The sequence below is a fragment of the Sphingomonas arvum genome (genome assembly GCF_026013565.1).
Classification (GTDB): Bacteria; Pseudomonadota; Alphaproteobacteria; order Sphingomonadales; family Sphingomonadaceae; genus Sphingomicrobium; species Sphingomicrobium arvum.
The window spans coordinates 231,728-247,760 of the sequence record NZ_JAPDOB010000001.1; the positions used below are offsets into that span (position 1 = coordinate 231,728).

A 16,033-nucleotide genomic window follows, 5' to 3' on the forward strand; every position below is an offset into this window, starting at 1 on the left:
GCGAACGCAACCCTGTCGGTCGGTCAAACGGGTGATGACGGGTCGAGGCTTCGCCACTAGACGGGGGTCATGCCGCTCTACGCCTTCGACAACCAGAGCCCGCAAGTCGCTCCGGGCGCCTGGGCAGCGCCGTCCGCTGATTTGATTGGCGACGTTCGCTTGGCACCTCGCGCCAGCGTCTGGTTCGGCGCGGTGATCCGGGCCGACAACACACCGATCATCGTCGGCGAGGAGAGCAATATCCAGGATGGGGCCGTGTGCCATTCCGATCCCGGCGCGCCGCTCCTTATCGGCGCGCGGGTCACGATCGGGCACCAGGCCATCCTGCACGGCTGCACGATCGGTGCAGGATCGCTGATCGGCATGGGCGCGCGGGTCCTCAACCACGCGGTGATCGCCGAGCGCTGCCTTGTCGGCGCCGGCGCGCTCGTAACTGAGGGCAAGGCGTTCGAGCCTGGCTATCTGATCGTCGGCTCGCCGGCGCGAGCGGTGCGGGCGCTGAGCGAGGCCGAACTTGCCGCACTTGAACTGTCCGCCGCCCATTATGCCGAGAAGGCAGCGCGATATGCGGCGGACCTAAAGGTGGTCGGGTAGGTCACAATCCTGACACTTGGCGCGGGATGGTCGGCCGCCCACCTTGCGTTCATGATCGACATCCGCCCGTTCGCTTCGCTGGGCCATGCCAACCACGGCTGGCTCGACGCCCACCACCATTTCTCGTTCGCAAACTATTACGATCCGGCGCGCATGGGTTGGGGCCGGATCCGCGTGTGGAACGACGACTGGATTGCCGGCAAGAGCGGGTTCCCGCCCCACCCGCATCGCGACATGGAGATCGTCACCTACGTGCGCACGGGCGCCATCACGCACCAGGACTCGCTGGGCAACAAGGGCCGCACCGGCGCCGGCGACGTTCAGGTGATGAGCGCCGGCACGGGCGTCACCCACGCCGAGTATAATCTGGAAGACGAGGCGACGACCCTGTTTCAGATCTGGATTGAAACTGACCGCCCGTCGGCTCCGCCGAGCTGGGGCGCGATGCCGTTCCCAAAGGAAGCACGGAGCGGCAGCTTCCAGCTGCTCGCCAGCGGAGATGAACATGACGGCGCGCTGACCATCAACGCCGATGCGCGCGTGCTGGGCGCGACCCTGCCCGCGGGGCAGTCGATCGCGCTGGACGCCGATCCGAACCGTCACCTCTACCTCGTACCATCCGCACCGGTGCGGGTGAACGGCACCCCGGCGCCCGCCCGCGCCGGCGTCGCGATTACGGGTGAGGAGCGGGTGGTGATCGAAGCGGAGGAAGAGGCCGAACTGGTGCTGGTCGACGCCCGCTGACGGCCGCGGCGCTTGTGTCCCGTGGCAATCGGGGGTTATAGGCGCCGCTGATCCGCCGGCCGGACGCGGGGGCGTCCTGGGGGTGCCGGCAAGCCGTTGAAGGTGTTGGTAAACTGCTCGTGTCCGGCCTGCGCCGACTGATCCTTTCCCTGTTGCTGGGGGCAGCCGCCAGCGCTGCCGCCGCGCAGAGCGTAGTGGCGCCGCCGCCGCCGTCTCGACCCGACACGGTCGGCCCCGAGCAGCTGCGCGACTTTTCGCTCGGCGGCAACCGCCAGCAACAGGCAGAGCAGCCGGCGGCAACTGCGCCGACGAGGCCTGCGCCTGCAACAACTGCCACCCTGCCGCCAGCCACGCGCGAGCAGGCCACAGCCCGCGGCTCCGTGCCGGTGGCGCGGCCAACGACGCAGCGGCCGCAGCCCCGTCCCGCGCCGGCGGAGACCCGCCCCGCCGATTCGGTGACTGTCGGCCTACCGCGGTCCACGCCGGACGACTCCGCCGGTGGGCCAACGCGGCGGGCGACGTCGGGGCTGCCTACCTTCGGCTTCCCGTCCGCCGCTCCGACGCCAGCGCCGGTGAGCACCTTGCCGGCTCCCCTGCCGAGCGCGTCGACGGTGACTCCGGTCGAAGCTGAGGAAAGCGGAGGCTTAATCGGCTCGCTGCTGCCGCTGCTAGCGCTGCTTGTGGCGCTAGGCGGTGGACTGCTGTGGTGGTTGCGCCGCAACCGCGACGGGGCTGACGAGGAGAGCTTCGGCCAGCTGGCCTTTGCCGGAGCCCCGTCGCCCGTGCCTGCACCCGGATCGAGACCCGCCCCGGCGCCGCCGGTCAGCGCACCGCAGCCGACAGGCCAGCCTGCTGCCAAGCCCGCCAGCGTGGGCGTGGTCTCGTCCCGGCTGCGCGCCTGGCTGGACATCGACATCGGCGTACGGGTGGCGGCAATGACCGAGGCCGAACTGCAGCTGGAGATCGACATCCTGCTCACCAACAGCGGCAGCGCTCCAGCACGCGAGATTGCGGTCGAGGCGCTGCTGCTCAACGCAGGGCCGGAGCAGGATGCCGACATCGCCCGCTTCTTCGCCCGGCCCGATCCGCCGGAGCAGTCGCCCGACGTGGTTCCGCCGTTGGGCCAGCTGGCGCTTAGCGCCACGCTCCGGATGCCGCGCACCTCGTTCGTCGAATATGCTGCGGGAAACGGCAAAGTGATGGTGCCAGTGGTCGCGCTCAGCGCCGGCTATCGCGCCGGGTCCTCGCGCGGCCGCACGTCTGCCGCCTTCCTGATCGGGCGTGGCGAGGCAGATGCCGAGCGCCTCGGCCCACTGCCGACCGACCAGGGCGCCAAGGGCTACACCAGGCTGGCCGCCCGGCGCCTGCCCGGCGGGGATCGCCGCTAGAGCACTTCCGTGTTGTAGTGGTGCCAGGCGAGGACCGCCGCCGCCCCACGGTACGGGCGCCATGGCTCCGCCAGTTCGCGTAGCCGCTTCTCCGACGGTCGCTCCTCATGGCCGAGCAGGCGACCGAGCCCGACCTGCACTGCCAGGTCGCCGGCCGGAAAGGCGTCTGCGCGCCCTTCGGCGAACAACAGATAGATTTCCGCCGACCAGCGGCCGATGCCCCTGATCTTGGTCAGCAGCGCGATCGCTTCCTCGTCGTCACGGGGCAGGGCGGCAAGGTCTAGCTCGCCCGACAGCACCAGTTCGGCCAGGCTGCGCGCGTAGCCGGCCTTTTGCCGGGAAAGACCGGCTAGGCGCAGTTCTTCGTCGCTCGCGCGGGCGATGGTGGTGAGATCGGGCGGGCTGCCGTGGAGTCCTTCGAGCTTGTTCCACATCGAGCGGGCGGCGGGTACGCTGACCTGCTGCCCGACGATAGTCCGCAGCAAGGTAGTCGCTCCCGGCTCCGAGTTGCGCGGTTCGGGCGGACCAAGACGGGTGATCAGCGCCGCGAAGGCGGGTTCGGCGGCGGACAGATGGTCGAGCGCGGCCGACAGGCTTTCGCGCGTGCGGACCACTAGGCAACGCTCGCGGCATAGAGCGCTACGGCGGCGGCATTGGATACGTTCAGACTCTCGATCGCTGCGCTGATCGGCAGCCGGGCGAGGGCGTCGCAATGCTCGCGCGTGTTGCTGCGCATGCCGGGTCCCTCAGCGCCCAGTACCAGGGCCACGCGCGGCGGCCCGAGCGCGTCCTTTAAGTCGGTGGTTGCCTCGCCCGCGAGACCGATGCGCCAGAAGCCGGCCTCGGCGATCTCCTCCAGCGCTCGCGCAAGATTGACGACGCGCGCCCACGGCACCCGCTCCAGCGCGCCGCTGGCTGCCTTGGCCAGCGCGCCGCTCTCGGGCGGAGAGTGGCGGTCCTGGGTGACGATCCCGACCGCGCCGAACGCCGCCGCGGAGCGGAGGATGGCGCCGACGTTATGCGGATCGGTCACCTGGTCGAGCACCAGCAGCACGGCCCGTTCGTCCGCAGTGGTCAGGATGTCGCCTAACCACATATCCTCCAGCGGCTCGACCTCGATCACCACGCCCTGGTGCGGCGCGTCCGATGGCACCAGTCGGCCGAGGTCCGGCGCCTCGGCCAAGGTAACCGCCACGTCGGACGGGAACTGCATGAACCCGGCCGCCTCGCGCGTCGCCCAGGCCTTGGTGACCCGCCGTTCGGGATTGTCGAGTGCGGCGGCGACGGCGTGCTTGCCCCAGAAGCGGGGCCGGTTGGCGGTGCCGTGGCTTTGGTGCGATTTCTTGCGGCGGGTCATACCGCCTCTTGCTTAGGCGAGACCTTCCGCGTCAAGCGCGTAACCGGCGCTGCGCACCGTTCGGATCAGATCCGGCTCGCCCAGCGCCAGCCGAAGGCGGCGGATGTGGACGTCGACGGTACGCAGCTCGATCTCCTCGCTGTGCGGCCACACGGTCTCCAGCAGTTGCTGGCGGGAGAACACCCGGCCGGGGTTCTCCAGGAAGTGGCGCAGCAGCCGGTATTCGGTCGGCCCGACCTGCACGCCCTTCCCGTCGCGGCGGACGCGGTGGGCGGTCAGGTCCATCTCCAATCCCGCATAGTCGAGCTGCTCGGCCGCCAGCGCCGGCCGCACCCGCCGCAGCACGGCTGACGCCCGGGCGACCAGCTCCTTGGGGCTGAACGGCTTGGTCAGGTAATCGTCCGCGCCGGTTTCCAGGCCGCGCACCCGGTCATCTTCCTCGCCGCGCGCGGTGAGCATGATGATCGGCAGATGGGCAGTGTTCTGCCGGCGGCGCAGGCGACGGCAAACCTCGATCCCGCTGATCCCCTCGATCATCCAGTCGAGAATGACGAGGTCGGGCTTGACCTCCTCGGCCAGGATCAGCGCTTCTTCGCCGTCGCCCGTACGGGTGATCGCAAAGCCGGTTCGCTCGAAATGGAAGCCGATCAGCTCGGCCAGGTTGCGGTCGTCCTCGACCAGCAGCAACCGCTTCGTGCTCATGCCTCCAGCGCCAGCCCTTCACCGCCTTTGGGCCGTTGCTCCATGTGCTGGCCCGTCGCGGCGTAGTAGACCATCTCGGCGATGTTGGTGGCGTGATCGCCCACCCGCTCCAGGTTCTTGGCGACGAACAGCAGGTGCGCCGCCTGGCCGATGGTGTGCGGATTCTCCATCATGTGGGTCAGCAAGGTGCGGAAAATGCTGTCGTAGAAATCGTCCACCGCCTTGTCGCGCTGGCACACCTTGAGCGCGGCCTCGGCATCACGGTTGACGAAGGCGTTCAGCACGTCGTGCACCATCTGAGTTGCGATCCGCGCCATCTCGGGCAGCAGCGACAGCGGCTCGATCTTGCCGGCATCCTCCAGCAGCGGCACGCGCTTGGCGACGTTCTTGGCATAGTCGCCGATCCGCTCGACGACGCCCGAAATCTTGAGCGCGGCGACCACATCACGCAAGTCGCCGGCCATCGGCGCGCGCAAGGCGATGAGGCGGATGACCCGCTTCTCGGTCTCGATCTCCAGCGCGTCGATCTTCTTGTCGTCCTCGATCACCCGGTGAGCACCATCCAGGTCGCGCGTCGCCAGGCAGCGCATCGCCTCGATGATCGCATGCTCGGCCAGCCCGCCCATCTCGCTAATGAGCGCGCGCAGCCGGTCGAGATCCTCGTCGAATGCTTTGAGCGTATGTCCCTGGGTCGCCATCATGTGCCCCTCCCACTCAGCCGTAGCGGCCGGTGATGTAATCCTGCGTGCGCTGCTCGCGCGGGTTGGTGAAGATGTCGGCCGTCTTGCCGTATTCGACCAACTCGCCGAGGTGGAAGAAGGCGGTGCGCTGCGACACGCGCGCGGCCTGCTGCATGTTGTGGGTGACGATCGCGATCGCGTAGCGCCCGCGCAGCTCGTGGATCAGCTCCTCGATCTTGGCGGTCGCGATCGGGTCGAGCGCCGAGCAGGGCTCGTCCATCAGGATGACTTCCGGATCGACGGCGATCGCCCGTGCGATGCACAGTCGCTGCTGCTGGCCGCCGGACAGGGCCGTGCCGCTCTCCGTCAACCGGTCTTTGACCTCGTCCCACAGGCCGGCTCGGCGGAGGCTCTTTTCGACGATGGTGTCGAGGTCGGCCTTGCTCGGCGCCAATCCATGGATGCGTGGGCCGTAAGCGACATTCTCGAAGATCGATTTCGGGAAGGGGTTGGGCTTCTGGAAGACCATACCGACGCGGGCGCGCAGCTGCACCACGTCCATGTCGGGCGAGTTGATGTCCTGCCCATCCAGTTCGATCCGGCCGGTGACTCGGGCGCCGGGGATGGTGTCGTTCATCCGGTTGAGGCAGCGCAGGAAGGTCGACTTGCCGCAGCCGGACGGCCCGATGAAGGCGGTGACCTTGTCCTCATGGACGTCGATCGACACGCCGCGGATGGCCTGCTTCTCGCCGTAGAACACCTTGATGTCCTGCGCCCGCATCTTGGGCGCGCCCTGGCCAAGCGGCTCCCCAGCGGTCGGATTGCTGTCCACCGCTTCGTCCAGGTGAGGCGTCGGCTCCGGCCTCTGTGTCCAGGCGGTGTCCTCTTTCGCGATGCCGGCATCGTCCTGCGCCGCGTCCGCCGCAATGGCGGTAGAGGGGAAGGGGACCGGCGTGGTCGGCGTCACGGGCTGCATTTCCTTGGTCATCTGCATGACACCTACCAGCGTCGTTCGAACTTGTTGCGGAGATAAATGGCAAGGCCGTTCATCATGAGCATGAAGACCAGCAGCACGATAATCGCTGCGCTGGTCTTCTCGACAAAGGCGCGGTCGACCTCGTCCGACCAGAGGAAGATCTGCACGGGCAGCACCGTCGCCGGCGAGGTCACGCCTGCCGGCGGGGCCGCGATGAAGGCGCGCATGCCGATCATCAGCAGCGGTGCGGTCTCGCCGAGCGCGCGGGCCATGCCGATGATGGTGCCGGTCAGGATGCCCGGCAGCGCCAGCGGCAGCACGTGGTGAAACACGACTTGCATCTTGCTTGCGCCCACGCCCAGCGCAGCGTCTCGGATGGACGGCGGCACCGCCTTGATAGCGTTGCGGCCGGCGATGACGATCACCGGCATGGTCATCAGCGCCAGCGTGAGGCCCCCGACCAGCGGCGCCGAGCGCGGCAGGTTCATGACCTTAAGGAAGACGGCCAGGCCGAGCAGGCCGAAGATGATCGACGGCACGGCGGCGAGGTTGTTGATGCTCACCTCGACCAGGTCGTTCCAGCGGTTCCGCCGCGCGAACTCCTCCAGGTAGACGGCGGCGAGCACGCCGATGGGGAAGGCCAGCGCCATGGTGACGAGGATAGTCAGCATGCTGCCCTTGAGCGCACCCCATACGCCGGCCATGGCGGGATCCGTCGCGTCGGACGCGGTCAGGAACGTGCTGCTGAACCCGCCCGCACCGCGGACGATCATGGTGACCAGCAGGAAGGCGAGAAACGCCAGGCTGAGCAGCACTGCGGCGAGGCCCAGCGCACGGAACCGGCGCTCGGCGGCGTAGCGGCGGGCGACCCGGCGCTTCATCTCGTCGCCCGACCAGCGGGTGGCGGGGCCGGCCTGGATGAGCGGCTTACTCATAAGCTTCCCGGTAGCGCCGCACTACGTGGAGCGCGATGAGGTTGAGGAGCAGGGTGACGACGAACAGCACCAGGCCGAGCGCGAATGCAGCCAGCGTCTTGGGGCTGTCGAACTCCTGGTCGCCGGTCAGCAACTGGACGATCTGCGTCGTGACGGTCGTCACGCTGTTGAACGGATTGGCGGTGAGGTTGGCGGACAGGCCCGCGGCCATCACCACGATCATGGTCTCACCAATGGCCCGGCTGACCGCCAGCAGCACGCCGCCGACCACGCCGGGCAGCGCGGCGGGCAGGATGACCTTGCGGATGGTCTCCGACCGGGTCGCGCCCATCGCCAGGCTGCCGTCCCGCATCGCCTGCGGCACGGCCGCGATGCTGTCGTCGGCCATGGAGCTGACGAACGGGATGATCATGATGCCCATGACCAGGCCGGCGGCCAGCGCGCTTTCGCTGCTGGCCGAGCTGATGCCGATTCCCAGGCCAAGATCGCGGACCAGCGGGGCGACGGTCAGCGCGGCGAAGTAGCCGTAGACCACCGTCGGCACGCCCGCGAGGATCTCCAGCATCGGCTTCAGCACCGAGCGGAGCCGGGCCGGCGCATATTGGGTGAGGAAGATGGCGCTCATCAGCCCGAGCGGGATGGCGACGATCATCGCGATGATCGCGCCGATGAACACGGTGCCCCAGAAGAGCGGGATGGAGCCGAACGCGCCTGACGATCCGGCCTGGTCCGCGCGCAGCGCCGTTTGCGGCGACCATTGGGTACCGAACAGGAAGTCGGTCGCCGGCACCATTGAGAAGAAGCGCAGCGATTCGAACAGCAAGGACAGAACGATGCCCAGCGTGGTCAGGATGGCGATCAGCGAGGCCGCGACCAGCAGGCCCATCAGCCACTTCTCGACGCCGGAGCGCGCCCGGAAGGTAGCCCGCACGCGGGTCAGCGCCCAGGCGGCCCCGGCGATCGCAAGCAGCAGGGCAAAGCCGCCACCGATCAGGCCATAGCGGCCGAGCGCCTCGCGGTAGACCGGCGCGATCCTGGCCGCGTCCGGGCTGATGGCGGCGGCGATCTGCCCGGTCGCGAGCTGGTAGGCCTCACCCAGGATATTGGCGCGGGCGAGGTCGAAGTCGGGTAGCTGCCGGCCGGCCGCGCTGGCCAGCACCGCTCCGTTGACAAGCTGCTCCTGGATTGGCGCCCACGCCGCAAGGAACAGAAGGGCGGGCACCGCCGCCCACAGGAAGGCGAAGGCGGCGTGGTAACCGGGCAAGCTGTTGAGGCGTCCGCCGCCGCTCGCCCGCAACCCCGCCGCACGGCTGCGTGCGAGGTATGCGGCGGCGGCGGCGACCAGCACCACCAGCACCAAGGCCAGGAACAGGGTCACGCCGCCGCCACTGTCGCTTACTTGAGGGTCGCCGGGTCGACCGGCTTCAGCGCGGTCGCCTGAGCGGCCGCGGCCTGCGCCTCGCCGCCGCCGAACGGCACGAGCCCGCGCTTCTCCAGCAGCCCGCCGGTCGACCAGTTCTTCGCATATTCGGCGATGAACTGCTTGATGCCCGGCTTGGCCGCCGCATGCTCGCCCTTGACGTAGACGTAGAGCTTGCGGGCGCCCGGATAGCTCAGGTTCTGGATGGTCTGCTCGGTCGGCAGGACTCCGCCCAGCTCTACCGGCCGCACCTTGTCGGCATTCTGCTCGAGAAAGCTGTAGCCGAGCACACCGACGGTACCCGGGTCGGCCGCAACCTTCTGCACCAGCAGATTGTCGTTCTCGCCTGCCTCGACGTACGCGCCGTCCTCGCGAATCTTCGTGCAGACGTCCTTGTGCTTTGCCTCATCGCTCTTCTTGAGCGCCACCATAGCCGGGTTGCTCTCGCAGCCCTTGGTGAGGATCAGGTCGGCCAGGCTGTCGCGGGTGCCGGAGGTCGGAGGCGGGCCGAGCACGCGGATCTTCACGGCGGGCAGCGCGGGGTTCACGTCCTTCCAGGTCTGGGCCTTGTTCGGACCCTGGCCGAACGGATTGGCGGCCAAGGCCTTGTAGATGTCCGCCACGGTCAGCTTGAGCGGGGCCGCGGCGTTGGCCTCGATCATGGTCAGCCCGTCGATGCCGATCGGCACCTCGATGACCTGGCGGGCGCCGGCCTTGGCACAGGAGTCATATTCGCTGCGTTTCATGGCGCGGGACGCGTTGACCATGTCGGGGAAGTTCTGGCCCACGCCGTCGCAGAAGAGCTTGATGCCGGCGCCCGTGCCGGTCGATTCAACGATCGCGCTGCTGCCCGGATTTGCCTTCTGGAACGCTTCGGCGATGGCGGTCGTGAACGGGTAGACCGTCGACGACCCGACGATCTTCAGCTGCGAGGCCGCGCCGGCATTGCCGCCGCCACCACCGCAGGCTGAGAGGAGTGCCGCCATCGGCAGCACAGCGAACGAAAACTTCTTCATTGTCCCGATACCCTCCCGAGGAGCGGCCGCACCGCTGGTTCGCCCTCTAGCGGCTGGTTCGGGATTCCTGTGCGACGGTTCGGTGACTCTTTCGTGACACCAAATCAGGCGAGCGGCAGTGCGACCACCACCTCCGTGCCGCGGCCCGGAGTGCTGCGGATGTCCAGCCGGCCGCGGTGGCGCTCCACGATATGCTTGACGATGGCGAGGCCTAAACCAGTGCCGCCGCTGTCACGGCTGCGCGCGGCATCAACCCGATAGAAGCGCTCGGTGAGGCGCGGCAGGTGCCGGGGGGCGATGCCGTCGCCCCGGTCACGAACGCTCAGCACGGCCTCGCCGCCGCCCGCGGAGACCGTCACCGTCACGAGCTGCGAACGCTCCGAGCAGCCATAGCGGAGCGCATTGCCAACTAGGTTGTCGGCTAATTGTACCAGCTGAGCGGCATCGCCGGTCACGACCGCCGGTTCCGCTGCTTCCAGCTCGACTGTGCAGCCGCGACTCCCGGCAAGCGGCGCCGCGTTATCGGCCGCCACCTGCGCTACCTCGGCCAGATCGACCCGCTGCGAGGGTGCCACGAAGCGCTCGGCTTCGATCCGGCTCAAGCTCATCAGGTCCGAGACGATCCGCAGCATCCGTAGCGCTTCCGAATGGATCGACTCGCCGAAGCGGCGCCGCAGTGGCTCTGGCAATTCGCCATCCTCGGCCAGCGTCTCGGCATAGCCAATGACGGTCGCCAGCGGAGTGCGCAGTTCGTGACTGGCGTTGGCGACAAAATCTACCCGCATCTTCTCGGCCGCGCGAGCCTCCGAGCGGTCTAACAACCGCACCAGCAGCAAGTCTTCGGTGGCCGGACGGACCTGCAGCGCCCAGCTTCGCTCCAATCCACCCAACCCCGCAACCTCCAGGTCGGCCGGAAGATTCGCGAGGATGGCGGCCAGCGCTTGGGGCTGGCGAATGGCAAGGCGCACGTCGCGGCCGACGATGTCGCGGCCGAGCAGTGCCAGTGCGGCGCCATTTGCGGCCGACGTGCGTCCGCGCTCGACCAGCAGGGCGGGCTCTTCGAGTGCGTCGAGCAGGGCGCGGGCGAGCGGCGGGAGCGGGGCCATGCGCCGTCCTAACCGGACCGCACCGGCGCCGCTAGGCGGCGGGTTCCGGAGCCCGCGAGCCGTAACGCTTGCTGCGCCAGGCGGCGGCGATGACGATGAGGAGGATGGGATAGCTCCAAAAGCGCATGGCCGCGGCGTAGGCGATATCCATCAGGCTGGGTTCCAACAGGCGCAACACGTGACCCAGCACGGTGGTCAGTTGGAGCCCCGCCACCCACAGAGGCCAGAAGCGCTCCGTCTTCAGCGACAGTGCAACGAAGCAAGCGAGCACCGCGACATCGACCACGGCGACATCCTGAGCGACCGGGTTCTTCAAGGTCAGCAGCGCAGACGAGACCAGCGACGCCAGGAGGCAGATGCAGGCGCCCCAGCGCGTCTCGCGGTCGCCGTAGCGGAAGGCGGCCGCAACGCCGGTCAGAACCAGCAGGTAGTAGATAGCGATCCGGATCATGCCGGTGCGTTACCGTTTGACGGCGCGTCTGGCCAAAGCAACTCGCCGGACGCGCCGCCAGTGGGCAAACGGCTCAGCCAACCGCGCGCAGCTGGGCGGTGGCGGTCTTTGGGCATTCGGCGCCATCGCCGAACGAAACGGTGCGCAGACCGGGCACCTGCTCCTTGGCGGTGACAAGGGCGGCGTGGGCCTGGCCCATGCGGCCGCGGGCGGCGACCAGCCCGGTCAAGGCCGCGGCAACTTCCTCCAGCGCCTGATGGCCGGTGGCGATACCGACGCCGGCCGTGTTGCGGGCGCGGATCATGCGGGACTGCAGCTCGGCCAGCTCCATCAGCGCGGCTTCGATGCTGTCCTCGACGGCGCGGACCTGGGTCGCGACTGCGTGGGCGGACTGTTCAACCATCTGTTTACGCATGACCTCTCCTTCGGGCGCAGGCGCTGCGTCCGGCTGAATGGGGTCCGCGGTGGGCGAGAAGAAGCGGCCTAGTGTCCGGCCATCCGGGCCAGGCTCTCGAGCCCCGCCAGGTACATGCCGGCCGAGAAGCTGGCTCCAACCGAGATCCCGATGATCCACAGGAGCCGCTGGCCGATGCTCATCTCGTTCCGCGGAGTGCTCCTGGTGGACCACGGCAAAACCAGGGGGGATCGGGGCGAAGGCGCCCTCTGCTCGGTATCGAGGTCTCCATCGACCCCGACCCCCTCTGCACGATCAGCGTGCCGAATCTGAAAACTGATCGCCCCGTCCTGTTCGGGCCGGATCGGTTCCGGGTCGAGGTACGGCGCTTGATGTATCAAGCGTTGATATGGCTGCGCCTGCGCCACCAGACGCGCGGCGTCCTGCCGCCGGGCGACCCCAAGGATACGGATGGCGGTGCGGATGCGCTGGTCGACGGTGTGCGGCGAGATGCCGAGCCGGGCGGCGATCTCCTTGCTGCTGAGGTGCTGGTCGACCAGGCGCAGCACTTCCAGCTGCCCGGCCGAGAGCTTGTCGATCAACGCCGTCGCGACCTCTTGGTTGTGGGCCGGACCGAGCTCGTCCGGGTTGAACTCAGGCACGAACGCACCCCTGAAAGACTGATACACGCTAACCCCTTCCCCAGCGCGGCGTAACTAACAGAAAACCGCTGCCATCGCGAATCGGGTGGAGAGAGTTAAGTGGGGATCGCGCTCTGACCAGCCCGGGGGAACTACTCACCCTCGGGGCGATGGTGGAGAGGGCTGGATTCGAACCAGCGTACGACAACGTCGGGCAGATTTACAGTCTGCTGCCTTTAACCACTCGGCCACCTCTCCACGAGGCGCGGGGCGCACATGGCGGGGGCGTGCGGGCGTGTCAACGGCGGGAACGCTTCATCGGCCGCGAAACAGCCCGCCCATGATGCCGCGCAGCAGCTGGTTGCCGAGCTGCCGACCAATTGAGCTTGCCGCGGAGCGGGTCGCGCTTTGGAGCGCCTTGTCGAATGTGCTGGGCTTGGCGGCCTCTCGGGCGCGGCGCGCTTCCTCCCGCTCGGCCTCGCGGGTCCGGCGATCCTCCTCGCGCCGCGCGGCGGCGGCGGTGCGGGCCTGTTCGCGCGCGGCCTGTGCCTCGGCGCGCGCCTGCTGCGCCGCCTGTCTCTCCTCGTCGGTCCGCGCCTTTTGCGCGGCGGCAGCGGCGGCGGCCTCCTGCGTCTTGGCCGCCAGCAGCTCCTCGGCCGAGGAGCGGTCCACCGTCGTGTCATACTTGGCGCCGATCGCGTCCGTGCTCACCAGTAGCTGCCGCTCCGCCTGGGTCAGCGGTCCCACCCGGCTGGCCGGCGCCTTAATCAGCACTCGCTCGACCGGCGCCGGCGCGCCGTCCGGCTGGAGCAGGGACACCAGGGCCTCGCCAACCTTCAGCTCGGTGATCGCGCTCGCCACGTCCACTCCCGGGTTGGGCCGAAAGGTCTCGGCCGCACTCTTCACTGCCGCCTGGTCGCGGGGAGTAAACGCCCTCAGCGCGTGCTGCACCCGATTGCCGAGCTGGCCGGCGATCTTGTCCGGGATGTCGATCGGGTTCTGCGTGATAAAGTAGACGCCGACGCCCTTGGACCGAATCAGCCGCACGACCTGCTCAACCTTCTCCGTCAGTGCGGGCGGCGCGTCTTCGAAGAGCAGGTGCGCCTCGTCGAAGAAGAAGCACAGCTTGGGCACCGCCACGTCGCCGACCTCCGGCAACGTCTCGAACAGCTCGCTGAGCAGCCACAGCAGGAAGGTCGAATAAAGGCGGGGCGAGGCCATCAGCTTGTCGGCGGCCAGGATGTTGACCACCCCGCGCCCGTTCTCGTCCGTCACCAACAGGTCGGCAAGCTCGAGCGCCGGCTCTCCGAAGAACCTGTCGCCACCCTGAGCGCGCAGCTGCAGCAGTGAGCGCTGAATGGCGCCGACGGACGGTTTGGACACGTTGCCGTAGCGGAGCGTGATCTCGTCTGCCCGCTCGCCAATGCTCACCAGCATGGCCTGAAGGTCATCAAGATCGAGCAGCAGCAGCCCGTCCTCGTCCGCCACATGGAAAGCGATGACCAGCACACCTTCCTGTACCTCGTTCAGGTTCATCAGCCGGCCGAGCAGCAGAGGCCCCATTTCGCTGACAGTGGTTCGCACCGGGTGGCCGGAAGAGCCGAACAGGTCCCAGAACTGCACGGGGCAGGCGTCGTAGCGCCAATCCGCCTGGCCGATCTCGGCCGCGCGGGCGGCGAAGATGTCGTGGGTACGGCTGCCGGGCGAGCCCGGCATCGCCAGCCCGGCCAGGTCCCCTTTCACGTCGGCGACGAAGCACGGCACACCCGCCGCGGAGAAACCCTCGACCAGCCCTTGCAGGGTTACGGTCTTGCCGGTGCCGGTCGCGCCGGCAATCAAACCGTGGCGGTTGGCCCGCGACAGTTCGAGCCGCTGCGGGCTCGACCCACCCGCGGCCGAGCCGATGGAAATGCTGCCCTGCGTCTCGGCCACGTTACAATTCTCCCTACCGGCGAGAACCGTAACGTGGCCGTGAAGCGGGCGCTAGCGGGCGATGTTGAGGCCGAGGAAGAACTCGGGCGCCTGACCGCGCTTGACCAGGAGCAGCACCGAAGGCCGGCCGGCCCGGCGGGCCGCTTCCACCGCCGCCACAACCTGCGCCGGGCTGGTCACCGGCTGCTGGTTGACGGAGATGATCAGGTCGCCGCGCTGGAAACCCTTCTCCGCCGCGTCGCTGTTGGGATCAACCCGGCCCACGATCACGCCGCGTGCCGTCGCCGGCAGGTTTACCGCGCGCGCGATGTCGGGAGTGAGCGGCTGCAGCGACAGGCCAAGCGCCTGATTGGCCGGTGCCGGAATGGCAGTTCCGCCGTTTTCATTCTCGGGGAAGGCGTTGCCGCCGGCGCCCTGCTGGCGCGCAAGTTCCTCCTCGCTCGGCCGCTGGGCAACGGTGACCTGCACCGTCTGGCGCCGCCCGCCGCGTACGATCTCAACGGGCACGCGGGCGCCAACCTGCGTATTGGCGATCAGGTAGCTGACCGTCTCGTCAGACGTCACCGCGCGGCCGTTGACCGAGAGGACCACGTCGCCCTGCTGCAGGCCGGCCCGCGCCGCCGCACCGCCCGGCACGACCGAGCGAACGATCTCGCCCCGGTCCTTGGGCAGCCCAAGGCTCTGGGCGATGCTCTCGTCAAGCGCCTGCAGCCCAACGCCCAAGTAACCGCGCTGGGGCGCCTGGCCGCGGCGGAGGCTCTCGACCACCGGGCGGGCCAGCTCGGCCGGGATGGCCAGGCCGATGCCGACGTTGGTGCCGGTCGGGCTGATCAGCGCCGAATTGATGCCGATGACATTGCCGGCCATGTCGAACATCGGGCCGCCGGAATTGCCCATGTTGATGCTGGCATCAGTCTGAATGTAGCGGTCGTAGGCGCCTTGGCCCGTGATCCCGCGGTGCAGGGCGGAAACGATGCCGGCGGTGACGGTCCCGCCAAGCCCGTACGGATTGCCGATCGCGATCACCCAGTCGCCGACCCGTGCCCGGGTGCTGTCGCCCCAGTTGACGTAAGGCAGGTTGTTCCCCTCGATCTTGAGCAGCGCGAGGTCGGACGGCTGGTCGCGGCCGATGATCCGGGCCGGGAACTCGCGCCGGTCGGGCAAGGTGACCGTCACTTGGTCAACCGTACCGGAACCGTTGGCGCCCTGGATCAGGTGGTTGTTGGTGACGATATAGCCGTCGGGCGAGATGATGAAGCCGGAACCGAGCGACCCGGTCTCACGCGTCCTCGCCTGCCCACCGCCAGTGCCGCCCTGGCCCTGGCCCCCATCCGGGGTCGGCGCGCCAAAGCGGCGGAACAGCTCCTCGAGCGGATCGGCGGTCTGCGCCTGCACCGGCACCCGCTGCTTGGTCGAGATGTTCACCACGGCCGGCTGCAACCGGGCGGTCAGGTCGGCGAACGAGCCCGGGGCACCCGCGCGGGGCGCCATCTGGGCGGGCGCATTCTGCGCCACCTGCGCCCCGACTGGACCGGTGGCGATCGAAAAGGCCGATCCACCGATCAACAGGGCTGCCGCGACACCATAGGCATAGCGCACTGGGGAAAACTCCTTCGGCGACGTCATTACCCACACCTCATGTAATCTGGCCTCAGGCTTCGCTCAAAGGTCAAGCGCCTGAACCGCGATTGAACCGT

The 16,033-nt window shown here is 68.5% G+C and carries 17 protein-coding genes and 1 tRNA gene; 3 read left to right on the forward strand and 15 right to left on the reverse strand.

Features of this window, described 5'->3' with window-relative positions; all coding sequences use genetic code 11:
* Positions 1-69: 69 nt before the first annotated feature.
* The 3 genes from OMW55_RS01210 to OMW55_RS01220 all read left to right on the forward strand — a co-directional run bounded on the left by OMW55_RS01210 (position 70) and on the right by OMW55_RS01220 (position 2,726).
* Entirely contained in the window at positions 70-594 is a 525-nt protein-coding gene (locus OMW55_RS01210) for a gamma carbonic anhydrase family protein (RefSeq protein ID WP_264880194.1), read from the forward strand.
* A 51-nt stretch (positions 595-645) separates the two neighbouring features.
* Positions 646-1,338 carry a pirin family protein gene (locus OMW55_RS01215; RefSeq protein WP_264880197.1) on the forward strand — a complete coding sequence of 231 codons (693 nt, stop codon included), beginning with the start codon at positions 646-648 and terminating at the stop codon, positions 1,336-1,338.
* A 119-nt stretch (positions 1,339-1,457) separates the two neighbouring features.
* Positions 1,458-2,726 (forward strand): hypothetical protein, encoded by a 1,269-nt coding sequence (locus OMW55_RS01220; protein WP_264880199.1) that lies wholly within the window; start codon positions 1,458-1,460, stop codon positions 2,724-2,726.
* Here the strand turns inward: OMW55_RS01220 and OMW55_RS01225 are convergent.
* The 15 genes from OMW55_RS01225 to OMW55_RS01295 all read right to left on the reverse strand — a co-directional run bounded on the left by OMW55_RS01225 (position 2,723) and on the right by OMW55_RS01295 (position 15,962).
* Positions 2,723-3,340, reverse strand: a complete 618-nt coding sequence (locus OMW55_RS01225; protein WP_264880201.1) for a DNA-3-methyladenine glycosylase family protein — start codon at positions 3,338-3,340, stop codon at positions 2,723-2,725. The two genes, OMW55_RS01220 and OMW55_RS01225, sit on opposite strands and share 4 nt — an antisense overlap.
* Positions 3,340-4,083 (reverse strand): 23S rRNA (guanosine(2251)-2'-O)-methyltransferase RlmB, encoded by a 744-nt coding sequence (gene rlmB / locus OMW55_RS01230; protein ID WP_264880203.1) that lies wholly within the window; start codon positions 4,081-4,083, stop codon positions 3,340-3,342. Before rlmB ends, OMW55_RS01225 begins: the two co-directional genes overlap by 1 nt.
* Before the next feature lie 12 nt (positions 4,084-4,095).
* Positions 4,096-4,785: a phosphate regulon transcriptional regulator PhoB gene (phoB, locus tag OMW55_RS01235; RefSeq protein WP_264880204.1), complete on the reverse strand. Its 690-nt coding sequence runs from the start codon at positions 4,783-4,785 to the stop codon at positions 4,096-4,098.
* Complete coding sequence (gene phoU / locus OMW55_RS01240; RefSeq protein ID WP_264881960.1) at positions 4,782-5,483, reverse strand: phosphate signaling complex protein PhoU; 702 nt, start codon at positions 5,481-5,483, stop codon at positions 4,782-4,784. Before phoU ends, phoB begins: the two co-directional genes overlap by 4 nt.
* A gap of 16 nt (positions 5,484-5,499) precedes the next feature.
* Entirely contained in the window at positions 5,500-6,246 is a 747-nt protein-coding gene (gene pstB, locus OMW55_RS01245; protein ID WP_264881961.1) for a phosphate ABC transporter ATP-binding protein PstB, read from the reverse strand.
* A 218-nt stretch (positions 6,247-6,464) separates the two neighbouring features.
* Positions 6,465-7,376, reverse strand: a complete 912-nt coding sequence (gene pstA / locus OMW55_RS01250; protein WP_319950645.1) for a phosphate ABC transporter permease PstA — start codon at positions 7,374-7,376, stop codon at positions 6,465-6,467.
* Positions 7,369-8,754 carry a phosphate ABC transporter permease subunit PstC gene (gene pstC / locus OMW55_RS01255; protein ID WP_264880206.1) on the reverse strand — a complete coding sequence of 462 codons (1,386 nt, stop codon included), beginning with the start codon at positions 8,752-8,754 and terminating at the stop codon, positions 7,369-7,371. The genes pstA and pstC overlap by 8 nt, the downstream gene beginning before the upstream one ends.
* A 17-nt stretch (positions 8,755-8,771) precedes the next feature.
* Positions 8,772-9,812 carry a substrate-binding domain-containing protein gene (locus OMW55_RS01260; protein WP_264880208.1) on the reverse strand — a complete coding sequence of 347 codons (1,041 nt, stop codon included), beginning with the start codon at positions 9,810-9,812 and terminating at the stop codon, positions 8,772-8,774.
* Between the two features lie 104 nt (positions 9,813-9,916).
* The gene (locus OMW55_RS01265) at positions 9,917-10,918 is read right to left on the reverse strand and encodes a sensor histidine kinase (RefSeq protein ID WP_264880210.1); all 1,002 of its coding nucleotides are present in this window, start codon (positions 10,916-10,918) and stop codon (positions 9,917-9,919) included.
* A 31-nt stretch (positions 10,919-10,949) separates the two neighbouring features.
* Entirely contained in the window at positions 10,950-11,369 is a 420-nt protein-coding gene (locus OMW55_RS01270) for a hypothetical protein (RefSeq protein WP_264880211.1), read from the reverse strand.
* A 73-nt stretch (positions 11,370-11,442) separates the two neighbouring features.
* Positions 11,443-11,784, reverse strand: coding sequence for a hypothetical protein (locus OMW55_RS01275; RefSeq protein WP_264880212.1), 342 nt, complete (start codon positions 11,782-11,784; stop codon positions 11,443-11,445).
* A gap of 68 nt (positions 11,785-11,852) precedes the next feature.
* A complete protein-coding gene (locus tag OMW55_RS01280) occupies positions 11,853-12,425 on the reverse strand; it encodes a helix-turn-helix domain-containing protein (protein ID WP_264880214.1) in 573 nt (190 codons plus the stop codon).
* Between the two features lie 150 nt (positions 12,426-12,575).
* A tRNA-Tyr gene (locus tag OMW55_RS01285) sits at positions 12,576-12,662 on the reverse strand.
* A gap of 57 nt (positions 12,663-12,719) precedes the next feature.
* On the reverse strand, positions 12,720-14,336 hold the full coding sequence (locus OMW55_RS01290; protein ID WP_264880216.1) for a DUF853 domain-containing protein: 1,617 nt from the start codon (positions 14,334-14,336) through the stop codon (positions 12,720-12,722).
* Positions 14,337-14,387: 51 nt separating this feature from the next.
* Positions 14,388-15,962: a Do family serine endopeptidase gene (locus OMW55_RS01295; RefSeq protein ID WP_264880218.1), complete on the reverse strand. Its 1,575-nt coding sequence runs from the start codon at positions 15,960-15,962 to the stop codon at positions 14,388-14,390.
* Positions 15,963-16,033 lie beyond the last annotated feature (71 nt).